The sequence below is a fragment of the Streptosporangium sp. NPDC051023 genome (genome assembly GCF_040689595.1).
Classification (GTDB): Bacteria; Actinomycetota; Actinomycetes; order Streptosporangiales; family Streptosporangiaceae; genus Streptosporangium.
This window is the reverse complement of sequence record NZ_JBFBCE010000066.1, coordinates 1-16,262: the sequence shown is the minus strand read 5'-3', so window position 1 is coordinate 16,262 and position 16,262 is coordinate 1. Positions and strand designations below refer to the sequence as shown.

The following is a 16,262-nucleotide window of genomic DNA, read 5'->3' as shown; positions in this document are numbered from 1 at the left end:
CACCTGTGCGACATCGCGCGCTCACCTGGATTTGGATCACAATTTGGCCCCGGACGCGTACGGCGGCGCGGTGCTTCTGAAAGCATTGGTCTCCGTAGCGAACGCACCGGTGGGGATGGCCATGTCAGACGAAGACCCTCTGGACTTTGCCATCGTCGTCTATCGGGAGGACGACATCTGGGAGGCGGAGTTGCTTCCCGTGGCACTCACCTCCGACCTCCAGGGGCTGATCCAGGCTCTGCGCCAGCAGCCGAGCATCAACGGGACGATTGGCCTCGTCGCCGTTGGGGATGAGTTCTTCGTGGCGTTACGAGTGTTCGGTGAACACGTGGAGGTCTTCCTCTCCGACATCGCCGCGTCCTGGGACTTCCCGCTCGCGCGGCAGGCGCTGGAATACCTCGACGTGCCGGTGCCCGACGAGGACGAGCTGGACGCGATCCTCCAGGACGAGGAGACGGCTCTCCCCGCCGGGGATCTGTCGATCTTCGCTGACCTGGGCCTTGACGAGATGGAGCTTGGCATCCTCTCCGGGGACATCGACCTGCTCCCCGAGGACGTGCTGTCCAGCATCGCCGCTCGGCTGGGGTTCTCCGAGCCGTTCGAACGCGCAATCGACTCGGTGTTCGGCTGACCTCGGGAGATCGGCCATGTCCTCCAGGCAATCCGGTAACAGTGTGTTCTCGGCGGCCTTCGTTCGCACCGCGGACGGATGGAACGGCGCTGAGGTCGATCTCAGCGCCGCCGAGATAGCCGACGACCTGGGCGACGCCGTCCAGGAGCATTTGGGGCTCAACGGTGACGAGCTGGCCCTGCTGTGCGTCGAGGTCGAGGACGAGTGGTTCGCGATCGTCCGCTACCAGGGCGACCGGGAGCCCCGCGCCTTCCTGTCCGACGCCCAGGCGGGCGTGACCGACGGTCTCGGGGAGCTCTTCACCGAGCTGGCCGGGGTCGCCCCCGACAAGGAGACCCCCGACCTCGGCGTACGGCCTGCGGGCGACTTCGAGCTGCTGAGCGACCTCGGGCTGAGTCCGGAGGAGCTCATCGAGCTGAGCATGGAGGAGGGCGCGCTCCCCGCGGACACGCTCTCGGTGATCGCCGAGCGGCTGGCCTTCGCGGACGAGCTCGATCGGCTTCGGTGACGGACTACGTCCCCGGGATGCGGCTCGCCCTCGCCCAGGCCGTCGAGGCGGGCGCGAGGGGCGAGGTGCCGGTCGGTGCGGTGGTTCTCGGCCGGGACGGGTCCGTGCTGGCGCAGGCGGGCAACGACCGTGAGTCGCAGGGCGACCCGACCGCGCACGCCGAGATCCTCGCCCTGCGCCGGGCGGCGCGGGCCCGCGGTGAGTGGCGGCTGACCGGATGCACGCTGGTGGTCACCCTTGAACCGTGCACGATGTGCGCGGGCGCCTCGGTGCTGGCCAGGGTCGACCGCGTCGTCTACGGCGCCGTCGACCCCAAGGGCGGCGCCGCCGGTTCACTGTGGGACGTGCTGCGGGACCGTCGTCTCAACCACAGGCCCGAGGTCGTCATGGGGGTGCTGGCCGACGAGTGCGCCGGAGTCCTCAGCGAGTTCTTCGCCTCTCGGCGGATGCACGAGCAATAGCGGATATCCGGTAAGCTGCTCCGCGGTGGAGTCGCCTAGTGGCCGAGGGCGCACGCCTCGAAAGCGTGTGATGGGGCAACCTATCCGTGGGTTCAAATCCCACCTCCACCGCCACTACAAGAGCCCCTGACCTGCACAAGCGGGTCGGGGGCTCTTCGCATATCAAGATCATGAGGTGACCGTGGGGGACGACCCCGGTCACCGATCTTGAAGCGCGGCCCCGGTGGGGGTGGTAGCTCACCTTCCGAACGGAAGGAACGACGTTGGCTTCGATCGAGAAGAGGACCAGCGCGAGCGAACGCGTGACCTGGATACGGCAGTTGGTGTGCCAGGCGTGTTCGGCATGAGCCTTGACTGATTCCACCTCATGAGGAATCGTCATCGGTGTTGCCCGTTCGTGACTTCGGAGGTTCCGTGAAGCTCCAGTTCGTGCGCACCACTTCCCCCACTCAGAACACCTGCCCCACCCTGTTCCGGACGGACCGGGGAACGGTGGTCGTGCAGGGCTATGTCGTCACCGACGCCGAGGCCCTGTCGCAGATGGACATCCCGGAGGGCGAGACCTGCGTGGAGGTCCCGATCGAGCTACTCGCGGAGGTCTTCGCCGATGCTCGATGAGGAGGGGATGGACACCTTCATCGAGAAGCACTTCACCCGGTCGGCCTTCCGCCTGGAGGTCCTCCCGCGGTACACGGTCGACTCCGATCAGGGCAACGTCACGAGCTACCTCGCGGGCGACCCCGAACCGAGCTGGGCCCACGGAGGACCGTGGTTCGACCACCTCGCCGAGGAACGTGCCGCAGGCAGGCGCCGCTACCGCGTCCACATCGTCACGCCTCCGCTGTCGGACTACCTGCGGTACGAGTGCGAGTGGGGCTACGTCTACACCACGGCGGCCGGCGAGGAGGTCTACATCCTCGACACCTCCGAGACGACGCCGCCGACAGACGATCTCCTCGACCACGACTGGTGGCTCCTCGACGATCAGCACGTGCTCCGCATGCACTACGACGCCGAAGGCAGATTCCTCGGCGCCGAACCGCTTCCGGCCTCCGCGGCAGGCGCCTACCGAATGTGCCGGGACGCGCTGATGGAAACCGCGGTGCCGTTCAGGGACTGGTGGGGCAGGCACCCGCAGTACAGACGCAAGGGTCAGGACGGGGCTCTCTAGAATTCCCCCATGTCCACCCCGTTGCCGTCCCAGTACGCCCGGGACAAGCTGTCGACGCTGCTCCGCGCCCTTCGGTCCGGTACCGGGCTGACGAGCGCGGAGGCGGCACGACGGGCGGGGTTCTCCCAGTCCAAACTCTCGAAGATCGAAAACGGTGCGTTGTTGCCGTCGTACGCCGACGGGGAGTCGCTGTGTCGTGCCTACGGTGCCACGGTCGAGCAGCGGGACGAGGTTCTGGATCTCTTGAAGGTGCTGCACGATGAGCTGGAGAGCGCCCGTGTGATCCTTCGCCGAGGCGCTCACCGTAAACAGCAGGTCTACGCGCGGGTCGAGGCCGAGACCGTCGAGTACCGCGATCTCCAGGTCGCCTACGTCTCCGGGCTCCTGCAGACGGCGGACTACATGCGCCGCATGGCCAGCCTGGTGATGACCCCGGCCGACCGTGAGAGGCAGGTCGCCGCCCGGGTCGCACGCCAGCACGTCCTGGACGACGAGACCAAGCGGTTCACCTTCGTCATGACCGAGGGAGCCCTGCGCTGGCGAGCGGGCTCCGCCACCATGATGGCCGCCCAGGTCGAGCACGTCATCGAGGTGTCGCGCCGGTCGAACGTCGAGGTGGGAATCGTCCCGTGGCGCGTCGAGGCTCCGCCGGGTCTCATGCCGGGCCACGAGGTGCACATCTACGACGACCGTATGGTCATCGTCGGAATCCAGACGGCGACCGCCACGATCCAAGATCCGCGCGACATCGATGTGTATCTGCAGCTCTTCGCCTCGGTGAAGGCGATCGCCGTCTTCGGGGACGAAGGTCGCAGCGAACTGGAGCGGATCGCCGCGGACTACCGCGACTGCGAATCCTAACGTCCCTCAATTCCATGTGACATGGAATTTTCCTGCAACGATTCCATCTGATATGGAATTATCGAGCTAGGGTCCGCTCTGAAAAGTCAGGCTCGCCCGGCACTGCACACGACCGAACGGGCCCTTGATCGCACATCGGCTCCTCTGTTCATCGCGGTGGCCCGCAGCCCCAGAACGTGGGCCTGGAGCCAGGGTGCCTCGGCCCCCTTCCGTCGTCACCAGCAGAAAGGAGAACCAGAGCACCCCTGCAGATCGAAGTGAGCGGACGAGCACCTGATCACCACGACGCGACCAGCGGCCGATGTCCGCCTGATGAGGAACACGGCAATGACCGCACCACAGCACAAGGACTCCCCAGCGGCGCCACCAGGCCCGCCTATACGACCGGAGGTTCCATGACTGCTCTGGCGGGCCAGCTCACCCCTGACGAGCTGGCCAACCCTCGAACCCTTATCCATCCCGACCTGTTCGACCGGCTCGCCGCCCGCGTCGCCGTCGAGGAGAACATCCCTCTCAGTGACGCCGAGCGCGTCATGGAGCAGGCCCTCGCGTTCCTCGCCGCCTGCGCCCTCAACCCCGGGGCGGGCCTGTCGCCGTCCGAGCAGGTCGACGTCGGGTGGCACACCTTCCTGACCTACACCCGCGACTACACCGAGTTCTGCCAGCGCGTGGCGCACCGCTACATCCACCATGTGCCCGCCGACACCCCCGGTGCTGCGATCAGCGATCCGGCCGCGGTGGTCGGCGCTACGGTCGAAGCGATGCGTGCGGCCGGCCTGCCGGTCATCGCTGACCTGTGGATCCCCAGAAGCGAGTGCAGCCAGTGCCACCAGGGCTGCTACGACGACCCGAAGGAGAGCTGACCGTGGCCAAAGCACAGTGGGAGGACCTTCCCGACACCCTCCGCGCCGCCATCCAGGATCAGGTCGGAACGGTCCTCAAGACCGAGACCATGACCTCGGGCCTGATGCCGGGACTCGCGGCCTGCCTGCACACCGAGGACGGCGGGCGCGTCTTCCTCAAGGCCGTCGCCTCTGACAGCTCGGCCGCGCGTCTGTACGAGCGGGAAAGGTGGGCGGGCGGCAATCTGCCCTCCACCGTCCCCACGCCGCGCATGACGTGGAGCGGTGACGTCGACGGCTGGATCGTGATGCTGTTCGACCACGTCGAGGGCCGTCGCGCGGACCTGTCGCCGGGATCACCTGACGTTCCCGCCGTGCTCGACACCGTCGCCCGGCTCGGCGATCTCCTCACCCCATGCCCTGCCGACGACGCGCCGCCGGTGGCCGACAACGTCGGCTTCCTGCTGGCCAAGGGCCGTCACATGCTCGACAAACCCAAAGGCGTGTTGCAGCACCGGGACCTGTACGTCGCCGCGCTCGACGGATTCGACGTCGAGGCCCTGACCGGGGACACGCTCCTGCACTACGACCTACACCCCGGCAACCTTCACGTCACCTCGGAGCGGGTCGAGGTCATCGACTGGGGATTCGCGGCGCGCGGCGTCACCTGGATCGACCCCTTCATGCTCGGCCCCCGCCTCATCGAGGCGGGTCACACGCCGCGGCAGGTCGAGGGCCTCCTCGTGGAGGTTCCCGCGTGGCGGGACGCGCCCGCTGCCGCTGTGACCGGCCTGGCCGCCCTGTGGACCCTGTTCCGTGTCTACAAGGCGATGTACGGCCCCGACGAAGGCCGGGAGTTCCGGGCCCGCGCCGCCGAGGCCGGCCGGGTCTGGGTGGACCACCGCATTCGCTGATCATGAGGGTGGGTGCGGTCGGAATGCCCCGGAAGTGGCCGCATCAGACTTGGTGACCTGGTGGGTGCGAATCCCACCTCCATCGCCACTGAAGAGGGGCTCCCGGTGCCGGGAGCCCCTCTTCGTGTTCGTGGATCCCTCTGGCCTCTCAGCCCCAGGGGTGCTCAGCTCTCCGTGGGCAGCTCCAGGACGCGGGCGTGCAGGATCGAGCGCTGGTGCAGGGCCGAGCGCAGTGCGCGGTGCAGGCCGTCCTCCAGGTAGAGGTCGCCGCGCCACTGGACGACGTGCGGGAACAGGTCGCCGTAGAACGTGGAGTCCTTGGCGAGCAGGGAGTGCAGGTCGAGCACCGCTTTCGTGGTGATCAGGGTGTCGAGCCGGACCTGTCGTGGCGGTATCTGCGCCCACTCGCGATGCGAGAGACCATGCTCGGGGTAGGGCCGTCCATCGCCGACCAGCTTGAAGATCACAGTACGTAGTTTATGAGAGATTCGGATTTTTTGCCTGCCCGGCCACTTCTGTACCAGGTCAGCGATCCCCTCAGAGACTCCCGGCGAACGTGTCGCACTTCCTGGGGTCGCCGCTCTCATAACCGGTGGTGAACCACTTGACACGCTGCGCGGATGTTCCATGGGTGAAACCATCCGGATTGACCCGCCCCTGGGTGCGCTCCTGGATGCTGTCGTCCCCGACGGCGGAGGCCGCGCTCAGCGCCTCCTCGATGTCCTGCCTGGTGAAGGGCTTCTCGAACAGGCCCGTCTGGTAGGCGTTCTTCGCCCACGCGCCCGCGTAGCAGTCGGCCTGCAGCTCGAGCCGTACCGAGCCGCTCTCCGGGCCCTGGCGGTCGCCCTGGACCATGGCGTTGGTGCCCAGCAGGTTCTGCACATGGTGGCCGTACTCGTGTCCGATCACATACGCCTGGGCGAACGGGCCGCCCCTGGCGCCGAACCTGCTCTGCAACTCGTCGAAGAAGCTCAGGTCGAGGTAGACCTTCTGGTCCGCCGGGCAGTAGAACGGGCCGACCGAGGCGTCCGCCGCACCGCAGGCGGTGTTCACCTGGCCGGAGAACATCACGGTCTTCGCGGGCCGGTAGTCCTGTACGACCGTGGGCCAGTAGTCCTGGATGCTGTTGACCACGCCGACGACCCGGCACTCGTCGCTCTGGTCGGCGTCCTGCCCGGTTCTGCACTTGGCGCTCAGGTCCGAGCTCGGCCCGACCGGTGCGGGCTCGCTCCCTCCGGTGATGTCCCCCGGATTGATCCCGAACAGCAGCGCCAGGATGAGCACGATGATCCCGGCCGCACCGCCGCCGATCGTGAGTCCGCCGCCGGGGATCCTCCTCCGGCTGCCGCTCTCGACCTGTGAGCTGTCCAGTTGGGCATCGTCCTTGAAATCCATCGCAGACGTCCCTTCGATTGGCTTGGGACCCCCACTGCCCTCAGGAGGGCCCGGCATGCCGGTGGCTCGCACGCCACCGCAAAGGCGTCACATGCCATATGTCGCCGGTCCGTGGCTGTGCGCCTTCCCGCGCGCTCTCGCTCCCGGCGTGCTCTCATCCCTTCCCCGAACCTCCTGATCTACGCCGTGACGTGCGAGGAGGCGCGATCGTGAGCGGGCTCGCGCGATCCGATCCCCCGGCCGCAGCGAGGAATGGGAAATTCGAAACATAACTCTCTATATGCGGCTTTCTATGATGATCTGGGCAGATACCTCGCATGAGGAGAGCGCTGATAGTAACTATAAGTTTACTGGCTGTGGTGTCGTTGTTCGCCGGTGGTGATCCGAACGCAGAGCCGCGGCCGCGGAAACGGAGCCCGGGGGCGCGGGCCGTCTCGGCGGTCCCGGCGGTGAGAAACTTGACGACACTGGAGGCCGACTACCGCAGGGGCATCGCCAGGGTGCTCCCGTCCGTCGTGCAGATCATCACGAAGGCCGGTTCGAAGGAGCTCGGCGAGGGCTCGGGCATCGTCTACGACACCTCCGGGCACATCGTGACGAACGCCCACGTGGTCGCCGGTGCCACGGGCTTCGAGGTGTCGCTCGCCACGGGCGGTGCCTCCCGGGCCGCCAGGGTGGTCGGGACCTACGAGCCGAGCGACCTCGCCGTACTCGAGGTGGCCGATCCGACAGGCCTCGTCCCCGCCGACTTCGGCGACTCCGACCAGCTGTCCATCGGCCAGATCGTGCTGGCCATGGGCAACCCGCTCGGCCTGTCCGGCAGCGTCTCGGACGGCATCGTCTCGGGGCTTGGCCGTACCGTCCCGTTCCAGGCCGAGAACGCCGCCTCAACCGGCACCACGATCAACGGCCTCATCCAGACCACTGCTGCGATCAACCCGGGCAACAGCGGCGGCGCCCTGGTCGACCTCGCGGGCGAGGTCGTCGGCGTTCTGGTCGCCAACGTCGTCAACGCCGAGACCGGCAGCACGCTCCCCGGCATCGGCTTCGCGATTCCGTCCAACACCGTCACCGACGTCGCCCGCCAGATCATCAAGAACGGCAAGGTCACCAAAACCGATCGGGCCACCCTCGGGGTCACGACGCAGACCGTGGTCAGCCGCAGAGGCGAGCCCGCGGGCGTCGGCGTGGTGCGGGTGGCGGAGGGTGACGGTACGGCGCGGGCGGCTCTCAAACCCGGCAGTGTGATCGTCTCGATCGACGGCGTCCCGACCCCGACCGTGCAGGACCTGGCCAGGGCGCTCGGCAGGTTCGAGCCCGGTGACCTGGCCAGGGTGAGACTTCGGCGACCCGACGGTTCGACCGCCACGACGATCGTGAGGCTGGGCAAGCACTCCGGTGACTGAAGGCCCCGGTTCGAGGGTGAGAACGGCGACGGCCGTCAGCCGAGACCCGAAACGGGAAAGACGACCGTCAGCCGAGACTCGAAACGAGAAAGAGGCTCGAAACGGGGAAGAAGAAGAGACGACAACGCCGGAGGGGCCGGATCACAGGTGTGATCCGGCCCCTCCGAAGCGGTCCTGGGCTGAGACGACGGCGTCCCCGTAGACCGCCGCCCAGGCGCCCAGCGCGCGGATCGGGCCGATCAGCGCGCTGCCTGCCTCGGTGAGGGTGTAGTCAACGCGAGGTGGCGCCTCGGCGTAGCGGCGGCGCTCCACCAGGCCGTTGTACTCCAGTCGCCGCAGTGTCTGGTTGAGCACCTTGGGACTGATCCCCCCGATCCGGTCCAGCATCGCCCGCGGTCGCATCGGGCCCCCCTCGCCGAGGATGAAGACCACCACGCTGTCCCAGCGGTTGGCCAGCACCTCGAAGGCGATCCGAGCCCGGCAGTCCGCCGCGAACACGTCCCCCGCCATGTCGACCACGTCGTTCGGCTGTCCCATACGGACATCCTGCCCAGCCGATGCCTACCGTGTGGTGTCCATCGCCTCTCATAGCGTCCTGAGCACGACATTCACCACGTGAACGGAGCATGACAATGCGCATCGGCATTCTTGGTACGGGCGCCATGGCCACGGCACTGGGCGGGGCCTGGGCGCGGGCCGGACACCAGGTTCTGGTGGGCGGGCGGGACATCGAGGCCGCCGCCAAGACGGCGGCCGACGTCGGGGCCACAGGGCACGGCAGCCTCGTCGAAGCGGCCCGGTACGGCGAGGCCGTGCTCGTCGCCGTACCCGCCGAGGTCGCGCCGACGCTGGCCGCGGAACTGGCCCCGGCCCTTGCCGGCAGGACCGTGCTCGACTGCACGGTGCCGATGAAGCCCGGAGCCGCCGGACCGGTGTTGACCACGACAGGCGGCACGGACTCGGTCGCCACCCGGATGGCGGCCGCCGCCCCCGACGCCCGGATCGCCAAGGTGTTCGGTATCTGCCACGAGAGCATCTGGACCCTGCCCCGGCCGGCCTTCGAAGGGACGCCGCTGGCGGTGCCCTTCTGCGTGGACGCCGCACCCGCCGCCGCTTTGGTGGCCGAACTGATCACGTCGATGGGGTGTGTTCCGCTCGCCTGCGGAGGGTTGGAGCGCGCGGCGCTGCTCGAAGCGGCCGCGGTCTTCGCGATCGGCGTCTGGTGGTCCGGCGGAGAGGCCCGTCACGCCTTCCCCTCTCCCGCCCTCGCCCCCGGCGCGAGCGACGACGAGGGCTGACCGAGGCCGGACAGCACGAAGGGCCCGGCTGGATAGGTCCGGGCCCTTCGTCTTCTTGCTGCTCAACCAAAGCGCGGAGGATAGGAGATTCGAACTCCTGAGGGGTTGCCCCCAACACGCTTTCCAAGCGTGCGCCCTAGGCCAACTAGGCGAATCCTCCGTGGAGAAGCTTATCGAACTTTCGGGGGTGCGTTGACCACATATTCGCGGTCGGCGTTCGTGCCCCCGAGCACTCAGATCAGAGGCTAGACTGGCCCAGGACCCCTCGCGCGGCGTCATCCTGTGAACCTCCCCAGGGCCGGAAGGCAGCAAGGATAAGCAGGCTCTGGCGGGTGTGCGAGGGGTCTCTTCGTTTCAGGCTCCCTCGCAGGTGGGATCGTCGCATGAGTCTTGCGTTGTACCGCAAGTACCGGCCCGGGACCTTCGCCGAGGTCAAGGGGCAGGAGCACGTCACCGAGCCGTTGCGGCAGGCGCTGCGAAGCGGCCGGATCAACCACGCCTATCTGTTCAGCGGGCCGAGGGGATGCGGCAAGACCTCCAGCGCCCGCATCCTGGCCCGTTCACTGAACTGTGAGAAGGGGCCGACCCCCGATCCCTGCGGGGAGTGCGACTCCTGCGTGGCGCTGGCCCCCACGGGCTCCGGGCACCTCGACGTCATCGAGATCGACGCCGCGTCGCACGGTGGTGTGGACGACGCCCGCGATCTGCGCGAACGGGCCTTCTTCGCGCCCGTGTCCGCGCGCTTCAAGATCTACATCATCGACGAGGCGCACATGGTGACCCGCGAGGGGTTCAACGCGCTGCTCAAGCTCGTCGAGGAGCCTCCGCCGCACCTGAAGTTCGTCTTCGCGACCACGGAGCCGGAAAAGGTCATCGGGACGATCAAGTCCCGCACCCACCACTATCCCTTCAGGCTGATCCCCCCCGCCGCGCTGCGCGCGCTCATGGAGGAGATCCTCACCTCGGAGGACGTCCCGTTCGAGCCCGCCGCGCTGCCGCTGGTGGTCAGGGCGGGGGCGGGGTCGGCCCGCGACTCGCTGTCGATCCTGGACCAGCTGTTCGCCGGATCCGACGAGGCGGGCATCACCTACGCCCGTGCGGTCTCCCTGCTGGGCTACACCGACGGTGACCTGCTCGACGACATGATCGCGGCCTTCGCCGCCCGTGATGGCGCACGCGTCTTCCAGGCCGTCAACCGGGTGATCGAGGGAGGCCACGATCCCCGCAGGTTCGCGATGGACCTGCTGGAGCGCTTCCGTGACTTGGTGATTCTGGCGAACGTGCCGGAGGCAGCCACTAGCGGGCTGCTCGACCGCCCCGGCGACGAGCTTGAGCGGCTCCAGGAGCAGGCCACCTCGATGGGGCCCGCCGAGCTGACCCGCGCCGCGGAGATCTTCAACGGGGGCCTGATCGAGATGCGCGGCGCGGCCTCGCCGCGGCTGCTGCTCGAGCTCATGTGCGCCAGGACGTTGCTTCCCGGAGTCGCGCAGGGCGAGGCGGCGCTGCTGGCCAGGCTGGAGCGGCTCGAGAAGGGCGGCGTCACGGCGTTCTCCGCGCCCGCCGGTGTCCCCGTCGGTGCTCCCGTTCCCGTTCCCGCGGCGCCCGTCCCCGCCGCCGCGTACGTCCCGCCCGTCGTGGCCGTCCAGGCCCCCGCTCCGGTGACCTCCGCGGCGCCCGCCGTACAGGCGTCCTCCGCCCCCGGTACGGCTACCGCCCCCCCGCCCCCCCGCTCGGGCTCCCAGGACGACGACTGGCCCGCCCCCGCCAGGCCGGGAGCCCCCGGGCCACAGACACAGGTCCAGCAGGCGCCCCAGCACGCAACGGCGGCCCCCATGTCCGCACCGGTCTCCGTGCCGGTCTCCGGGGCGGAGGCCGGGACCGTCCAGCAGGCGTGGCCGCAGGTGCTCGGGGTGCTTAAGCAGCGCAGCATCGTCGTCTGGGCGAACGTCAACACCAACGCCCAGGTCGTCGGCGTCGAGGGCAAGGTCGTCACGCTCGGGTTCGCCCAGGTGGGCGCGATGCGCAACTTCATCGGTGGCGGCAAGGACGTGGTGGTCGCGGCGGCGCTGACAGACGTGCTCGGCGGCACCTGGAAGGTCGAGGCCGTCGTCGGCGGCGCGCCCGCCCCGGCCGGTGGCGCGCGTCCTGCCGCGGCCCCGCAGAGGCCGCCCGCCCCGCCCCGTCACGAGCCCGCCCCGGGGCCTGCCTCGGGACCCGCATCGGCGCCCCCCGCTCCGGCGCCCCCGGTCGTTGTTCACGAGCCCCAGCAGGTCCAGCGGCAGGCGCAGCAGGCTCCGGCCCGCCAGAGCTCGCAGGCCACCGACGAGTCCTGGCCCGACGCGCCGCTTCCCGACGACCCCGGCTCGCCTCCGCCCCCGAGTCCCGGCCTCGCCGCGGCGCGCTCCGCGGCCAAGGCGGCCGCCCAGACGGGGCCGAAGGCGGGGAGTGGCAGGCCCGCCTGGCCGGAAACCGTGCCGGGACGCGCTCCCGTCCCGGAGACCGACGAGGTCGACCCGCTCAACGACGCCGACGCCGACGTTGACGCGCTCAGCGGCATGGCGCTCATCCAGCGTGAGCTCGGCGGCCAGATCATCGGCGAGATCGACCACACCTGAAGCGGCTCCGGGCCCGTCCATGCTCCGCCCGGGGCGCAGACGGACGGGTTTAGCCCTCGTCCGGGGGGAACACGGGCATGCGCCAGTACAACACCTGCCTCGGACCCCGTAGGCTCGTGACGACTGACGTCACGGATGAGGAGCACAACGACGGTGAACCCAGGGGATGTCAACCTGCAGCAGCTGCTGGAGCAGGCACAGCTCATGCAGCAGCAGCTTGTGAGCGCCCAGCAGGAGTTGAACGACGCCCAGGTCGAGGGCTCGGCGGGCGGCGGCCTGGTCGTCGCCACGGTCAACGGCGGCGGCGAGTTGCTGGAGCTGAAGATCAGTCCCGAGGCCGTCGACCCCGGTGACCCCCAGGACACGGCTGAGACCATCGCCGACCTGGTCATCGCGGCGATCAGGGACGCGGTCCGCGCCGCCGCCGACCTCCAGCAGGAGAAGCTTGGCCCGCTCGCGCAAGGACTGGGAGGCGGGAGCGGCCTCGGCCAGCTGCCCGGGTTCTAGGTCATGTACGAGGGGGTCGTCCAGAACCTGATCGACGAGCTGGGCATGTTGCCCGGCGTCGGTCCGAAGAGCGCGCAGCGGATCGCCTTCCACCTGCTGGCCGCGGAGCCGGCCGACGTGAAACGGCTCGCCCACGCCCTGCTCGAGGTCAAGGACAAGGTTCGCTTCTGCCGGGTCTGCGGGAACGTCGCCGCGGAGGAGGAGTGCCGGATCTGCCGTGATGCCCGGCGCGACCCCCACGTGATCTGCGTGGTCGAGGAGTCGAAGGACGTCGTGGCGATCGAGAAGACCCGCGAGTTCCGGGGGCGGTACCACGTTCTCGGTGGCGCGATCAGCCCGATCGACGGAGTCGGCCCCGACGACCTGCGCATTCGCGAGCTGATGGCGCGCCTGGCCGACGGCCAGGTCACCGAGCTGATCCTCGCCACCGACCCCAACCTGGAGGGGGAGGCGACGGCGACCTATCTCGCCCGTCTGGTGAAGCCGATGGGGCTGAGAGTCACACGACTGGCCAGCGGGCTGCCCGTGGGCGGTGACCTCGAATACGCCGACGAGGTCACCCTGGGCCGCGCGTTCGAGGGAAGGAGGCTGCTGGATGTCTGACGCATGGGGTGCTCTGGCGGAACGTGTCGCCGAGCACGCGGAGAACTACATCGACGGCCTGACGAGGTTGGCCGGGGGTGAGGGCGGTGACGCCATCCTGCCGCTGCTGCTGGTCGAGGTCGCGCAGGTCAGCTCGGCGGGCGCGCAGCTCGGCGCCAGCCAGGACGTGATCCTGTCCGGCAACTGGGAGCCGCACCTGAGCGAGGACCCGGACGTCGACGCCGTCCGTACGGCCCTGGCCGAGAGGCTCAAGCCGGTGGACGACTACGCCGAGGTCTTCGATCCTTACAAGGACACCTCGGTCACGCCGTACCGTCTCTCCGACGACCTGACCGCCGTGGCCGCCGACCTTCTGCACGGGCTCAGGCACTACCAGGCGGGCCGTCCCCTTGAGGCGCTGTGGTGGTGGCAGTACTCCTACTTCAACACCTGGGGCAACCACGCAGGCGCGGCTCTGCGCGCCCTTCAGGCACTTGTCGCCCACACGCGACTGGACGTGGCTGAAGAGCGCACAACGGTGTGATTGTCCACATACTGGGCCAAATCAGAAGTGCTTCACCTATGCGCCAGTAGACTGAGAGCTCCACAGCCCTAGATTGCTTCGGAGACATCTCGTGGCGCTCGTTGTTCAGAAGTACGGTGGTTCGTCCGTCGCCGACGCGTCCTGCATCAAGCGGGTCGCCCAGCGTATCGTCGCGACGAAAAAAGCCGGCAACGACGTCGTGGTGATCGTCTCGGCGATGGGCGACACCACCGACGAGTTGCTGGACCTCGCACAGCAGGTCTCGCCGCTGCCCCCGGGGCGCGAGCTCGACATGCTCCTCACCTCGGGTGAGCGCATCTCGATGGCGCTGCTGGCGATGGCGATCGCCAACCTGGGCCAGGAGGCGCGCTCGTTCACCGGGTCCCAGGCCGGTGTGATCACCGACTCCTCGCACGGTCGTGCCCGCATCATCGACGTGACGCCCGGCAGGATCCGCGAGGCCCTCGACGCCGGTCAGGTGGCGATCGTGGCCGGGTTCCAGGGCGTCTCCCAGGACACCAAGGACATCACCACCCTCGGCAGGGGCGGCTCCGACACGACCGCCGTCGCGCTCGCCGCGGCCCTCGAGGCCGACGTGTGTGAGATCTACACCGACGTGGACGGCGTCTTCACCGCGGATCCGCGCATCGTCCCGGTCGCCCGTAAGATCCCCAAGATCTCCTACGAGGAGATGATGGAGATGGCGGCCTGCGGTGCCAAGATCCTGCACCTGCGCTGTGTCGAGTACGCCCGCCGTTTCGACCTGCCGATTCATGTAAGAAGCTCGTTCAGCACCAAGGAAGGCACGTGGGTCACCTCAGACCCCGACAGTGAAGGAACGCAGATGGAGCAGCCGATCATCTCTGGCGTCGCGCACGACCGGAGCGAGGCCAAGATCACCGTTGTCGGGGTTCCCGACAAGGTCGGCGAGGCTGCCACGATCTTCAAAACGCTGGCCGACGCCGAAGTCAACATCGACATGATCGTGCAGAACGTGTCTGCGGCGGCGACCGGCCGGACGGACATCTCCTTCACGCTGCCCGCGAGCGACGGCTCAACGGCGCTCACCGCACTGAAGAAGATCCAGCAGAACATCGGTTTCGAGACGCTGCTCTTCGACGACCAGATCGGGAAGGTCTCGCTGATCGGCGCGGGCATGCGCTCGCACCCCGGCGTCACCGCGACGTTCTTCGCCGCCCTCGCCGACGCGGGGGTGAACATCGAGATGATCTCCACCTCGGAGATCCGCATCTCGGTGATCGTCGGGCAGGACGAGGTGGACGCGGCCGTCAGCGCCGCGCACCGCGCGTTCAATCTCGACGCCGACCAGGTTGAAGCTGTGATCTACGGAGGTACCGGCCGATGAGCCGCAAGCCAACTCTCGCTCTGATCGGCGCGACCGGTGCGGTCGGCACCGTCATGCGCGACATCATCACCAACCGTGAGGACATCTACGGCGACATCAAGCTCGTCGCGTCCGCCAGGTCCGCGGGCAAGGTCCTCCAGGTCCGTGGGGAGGACCTGGTCGTCCAGGAGCTGACCCCCGAGGTCTTCGACGGTGTCGACATCGCGATCTTCGACGTGCCCGACGAGGTCTCCGCCGTGTGGGTACCGATCGCTGCCGAGCGCGGCGCGGTCGCCATCGACAAGTCGGGTACCTTCCGGATGAACCCCGAGGTTCCGCTGGTCGTGCCCGAGGTCAACCCGGAGGCCGCGCGCAACCGCCCGCTGGGCATCGTCTCGACCCCCAACTGCACCACGCTGTCGATGATGGCCGCGATGGGCGCGCTCCACGAGGAGTACGGCCTGCGCGAGCTGGTCGTCGCCTCCTACCAGGCGGTCTCCGGCGCGGGTGTCGCGGGCTCCGCCCGTCTCTACGACGAGGTCGAGGCGCTCGCGGGCGACAGGACGGTCGGGCAGACCGCGGGTGACGTGCGCAAGGTGCTGCAGAACAAGCTCGGCGAGGATGAGTCGCCCTTCCCCGCGCCGGTCGCGTTCAACGTCGTCCCGTGGGCGGGCTCGCTCAAGGACGGTGGCTGGGCCTCCGAGGAGATCAAGCTCCGCAACGAGTCCAGGAAGATCCTCGGGATCGACGACCTGAAGGTCTCCGCGACCTGTGTCCGCGTCCCGGTGATCACGACCCACTCGCTGGCCGTGCACGCGACCTTCGAACGTGAGATCACCGTCGCCGACGCGCACCGGATCCTGGAGGCGGCCCCGACCGTGGTCGTCATGGACGACCCGGCCAACGGCGTCTTCCCGACACCCGCCGACGTCGTCGGCACCGACCCCACCTACGTGGGCCGGGTCCGCCAGGCGCTCGACTTCCCGAACACCCTCGACCTGTTCGTCTGCGGCGACAACCTCCGTAAGGGCGCGGCCCTGAACGCGGCGGAGATCGCCGAGCTGATCGCGGCCGAGTTCGCGTAGGCCCCAGGGAAACGGCCGGTCCTTCGGCCGTGGCGGGGCTCGCCGGTCGTCGGCCCGCCGTACGGTGAACGTTCACCGTACGGCGGGCCGACGACCG

Annotated in this window: 18 protein-coding genes, 2 tRNA genes, 1 other RNA gene and 1 pseudogene; 18 read left to right on the top strand and 4 right to left on the bottom strand. The window is 68.7% G+C overall.

Annotation, left to right across the window (positions count from 1 at the left end):
* Nucleotides 1-121: 121 nt before the first annotated feature.
* The 9 genes from AB0395_RS33550 to AB0395_RS33510 all read left to right on the top strand — a co-directional run bounded on the left by AB0395_RS33550 (nucleotide 122) and on the right by AB0395_RS33510 (nucleotide 5,388).
* Nucleotides 122-631, top strand: a complete 510-nt coding sequence (locus AB0395_RS33550) for a tRNA adenosine deaminase-associated protein (protein ID WP_366288020.1) — start codon at nucleotides 122-124, stop codon at nucleotides 629-631.
* 16 nt (nucleotides 632-647) lie between these two features.
* A complete protein-coding gene (locus AB0395_RS33545; RefSeq protein WP_366288019.1) occupies nucleotides 648-1,139 on the top strand; it encodes a tRNA adenosine deaminase-associated protein in 492 nt (163 codons plus the stop codon).
* 17 nt (nucleotides 1,140-1,156) lie between these two features.
* On the top strand, nucleotides 1,157-1,600 hold the full coding sequence (gene tadA / locus AB0395_RS33540) for a tRNA adenosine(34) deaminase TadA (RefSeq protein WP_366288062.1): 444 nt from the start codon (nucleotides 1,157-1,159) through the stop codon (nucleotides 1,598-1,600).
* A 24-nt stretch (nucleotides 1,601-1,624) separates the two neighbouring features.
* Nucleotides 1,625-1,714, top strand: a tRNA-Ser gene (locus AB0395_RS33535).
* A gap of 300 nt (nucleotides 1,715-2,014) precedes the next feature.
* Nucleotides 2,015-2,218, top strand: a complete 204-nt coding sequence (locus tag AB0395_RS33530) for a hypothetical protein (RefSeq protein WP_355600116.1) — start codon at nucleotides 2,015-2,017, stop codon at nucleotides 2,216-2,218.
* Complete coding sequence (locus tag AB0395_RS33525; protein ID WP_366288018.1) at nucleotides 2,208-2,771, top strand: DUF6879 family protein; 564 nt, start codon at nucleotides 2,208-2,210, stop codon at nucleotides 2,769-2,771. The genes AB0395_RS33530 and AB0395_RS33525 overlap by 11 nt, the downstream gene beginning before the upstream one ends.
* 9 nt (nucleotides 2,772-2,780) lie before the next feature.
* The gene (locus tag AB0395_RS33520) at nucleotides 2,781-3,632 is read left to right on the top strand and encodes a helix-turn-helix transcriptional regulator (protein WP_366288017.1); all 852 of its coding nucleotides are present in this window, start codon (nucleotides 2,781-2,783) and stop codon (nucleotides 3,630-3,632) included.
* A gap of 395 nt (nucleotides 3,633-4,027) precedes the next feature.
* A complete protein-coding gene (locus tag AB0395_RS33515) occupies nucleotides 4,028-4,495 on the top strand; it encodes a hypothetical protein (RefSeq protein WP_366288016.1) in 468 nt (155 codons plus the stop codon).
* 2 nt (nucleotides 4,496-4,497) lie between these two features.
* On the top strand, nucleotides 4,498-5,388 hold the full coding sequence (locus AB0395_RS33510; protein ID WP_366288015.1) for a phosphotransferase: 891 nt from the start codon (nucleotides 4,498-4,500) through the stop codon (nucleotides 5,386-5,388).
* A 164-nt stretch (nucleotides 5,389-5,552) separates the two neighbouring features.
* Here the strand turns inward: AB0395_RS33510 and AB0395_RS33505 are convergent, their stop codons facing one another.
* Both AB0395_RS33505 and AB0395_RS33500 read right to left on the bottom strand, forming a co-directional pair.
* Nucleotides 5,553-5,855, bottom strand: coding sequence for a type II toxin-antitoxin system VapB family antitoxin (locus AB0395_RS33505; protein ID WP_366288014.1), 303 nt, complete (start codon nucleotides 5,853-5,855; stop codon nucleotides 5,553-5,555).
* A 70-nt stretch (nucleotides 5,856-5,925) separates the two neighbouring features.
* A complete protein-coding gene (locus AB0395_RS33500; protein WP_366288013.1) occupies nucleotides 5,926-6,783 on the bottom strand; it encodes a neutral zinc metallopeptidase in 858 nt (285 codons plus the stop codon).
* Between the two features lie 458 nt (nucleotides 6,784-7,241).
* Between AB0395_RS33500 and AB0395_RS33495 the strand changes: the two genes are divergently transcribed.
* Entirely contained in the window at nucleotides 7,242-8,189 is a 948-nt protein-coding gene (locus tag AB0395_RS33495) for a trypsin-like peptidase domain-containing protein (RefSeq protein WP_366288012.1), read from the top strand.
* Nucleotides 8,190-8,330: 141 nt separating this feature from the next.
* Here AB0395_RS33495 and AB0395_RS33490 read toward each other — a convergent pair whose 3' ends face one another.
* Entirely contained in the window at nucleotides 8,331-8,726 is a 396-nt protein-coding gene (locus tag AB0395_RS33490; protein ID WP_366288011.1) for a helix-turn-helix domain-containing protein, read from the bottom strand.
* A gap of 83 nt (nucleotides 8,727-8,809) precedes the next feature.
* On the opposite strand from AB0395_RS33490, the pseudogene AB0395_RS33485 reads away from it, so the two are divergent.
* Nucleotides 8,810-9,487: pseudogene (locus tag AB0395_RS33485) on the top strand (NAD(P)-binding domain-containing protein); the annotation flags it as partial.
* Between the two features lie 74 nt (nucleotides 9,488-9,561).
* Here the strand turns inward: AB0395_RS33485 and AB0395_RS33480 are convergent.
* Nucleotides 9,562-9,647: transfer RNA gene (locus AB0395_RS33480), tRNA-Ser, on the bottom strand.
* 96 nt (nucleotides 9,648-9,743) lie between these two features.
* Between AB0395_RS33480 and ffs the strand changes: the two genes are divergently transcribed.
* The 7 genes from ffs to AB0395_RS33445 all read left to right on the top strand — a co-directional run bounded on the left by ffs (nucleotide 9,744) and on the right by AB0395_RS33445 (nucleotide 16,165).
* Nucleotides 9,744-9,839: signal recognition particle sRNA small type (gene ffs / locus AB0395_RS33475), an RNA gene on the top strand.
* Between the two features lie 31 nt (nucleotides 9,840-9,870).
* Entirely contained in the window at nucleotides 9,871-12,102 is a 2,232-nt protein-coding gene (locus AB0395_RS33470) for a DNA polymerase III subunit gamma and tau (protein WP_366288010.1), read from the top strand.
* Nucleotides 12,103-12,255: 153 nt separating this feature from the next.
* Complete coding sequence (locus tag AB0395_RS33465; protein ID WP_366288009.1) at nucleotides 12,256-12,609, top strand: YbaB/EbfC family nucleoid-associated protein; 354 nt, start codon at nucleotides 12,256-12,258, stop codon at nucleotides 12,607-12,609.
* 3 nt (nucleotides 12,610-12,612) lie between these two features.
* Nucleotides 12,613-13,212, top strand: coding sequence for a recombination mediator RecR (gene recR, locus AB0395_RS33460; RefSeq protein WP_366288008.1), 600 nt, complete (start codon nucleotides 12,613-12,615; stop codon nucleotides 13,210-13,212).
* Entirely contained in the window at nucleotides 13,205-13,735 is a 531-nt protein-coding gene (locus tag AB0395_RS33455) for a DUF5063 domain-containing protein (protein WP_366288007.1), read from the top strand. Before recR ends, AB0395_RS33455 begins: the two co-directional genes overlap by 8 nt.
* 91 nt (nucleotides 13,736-13,826) lie before the next feature.
* The gene (locus AB0395_RS33450) at nucleotides 13,827-15,101 is read left to right on the top strand and encodes an aspartate kinase (protein ID WP_366288006.1); all 1,275 of its coding nucleotides are present in this window, start codon (nucleotides 13,827-13,829) and stop codon (nucleotides 15,099-15,101) included.
* Nucleotides 15,098-16,165, top strand: coding sequence for an aspartate-semialdehyde dehydrogenase (locus AB0395_RS33445; protein WP_366288005.1), 1,068 nt, complete (start codon nucleotides 15,098-15,100; stop codon nucleotides 16,163-16,165). Before AB0395_RS33450 ends, AB0395_RS33445 begins: the two co-directional genes overlap by 4 nt.
* Nucleotides 16,166-16,262: the final 97 nt, after the last annotated feature.

Bases quoted from the DNA above. Each gene is read 5' to 3' on its own strand.
- AB0395_RS33550 (WP_366288020.1), top strand. From the start codon at position 122: ATGTCAGACGAAGACCCTCTGGACTTTGCCATCGTCGTCTATCGGGAG.
- AB0395_RS33545 (WP_366288019.1), top strand. From the start codon at position 648: ATGTCCTCCAGGCAATCCGGTAACAGTGTGTTCTCGGCGGCCTTCGTT.
- tadA (WP_366288062.1), top strand. From the start codon at position 1,157: ATGCGGCTCGCCCTCGCCCAGGCCGTCGAGGCGGGCGCGAGGGGCGAG.
- AB0395_RS33525 (WP_366288018.1), top strand. From the start codon at position 2,208: ATGCTCGATGAGGAGGGGATGGACACCTTCATCGAGAAGCACTTCACC.
- AB0395_RS33520 (WP_366288017.1), top strand. From the start codon at position 2,781: ATGTCCACCCCGTTGCCGTCCCAGTACGCCCGGGACAAGCTGTCGACG.
- AB0395_RS33515 (WP_366288016.1), top strand. From the start codon at position 4,028: ATGACTGCTCTGGCGGGCCAGCTCACCCCTGACGAGCTGGCCAACCCT.
- AB0395_RS33500 (WP_366288013.1), bottom strand. From the start codon at position 6,783: ATGGATTTCAAGGACGATGCCCAACTGGACAGCTCACAGGTCGAGAGC.
- AB0395_RS33490 (WP_366288011.1), bottom strand. From the start codon at position 8,726: ATGGGACAGCCGAACGACGTGGTCGACATGGCGGGGGACGTGTTCGCG.
- AB0395_RS33470 (WP_366288010.1), top strand. From the start codon at position 9,871: ATGAGTCTTGCGTTGTACCGCAAGTACCGGCCCGGGACCTTCGCCGAG.
- recR (WP_366288008.1), top strand. From the start codon at position 12,613: ATGTACGAGGGGGTCGTCCAGAACCTGATCGACGAGCTGGGCATGTTG.
- AB0395_RS33455 (WP_366288007.1), top strand. From the start codon at position 13,205: ATGTCTGACGCATGGGGTGCTCTGGCGGAACGTGTCGCCGAGCACGCG.
- AB0395_RS33445 (WP_366288005.1), top strand. From the start codon at position 15,098: ATGAGCCGCAAGCCAACTCTCGCTCTGATCGGCGCGACCGGTGCGGTC.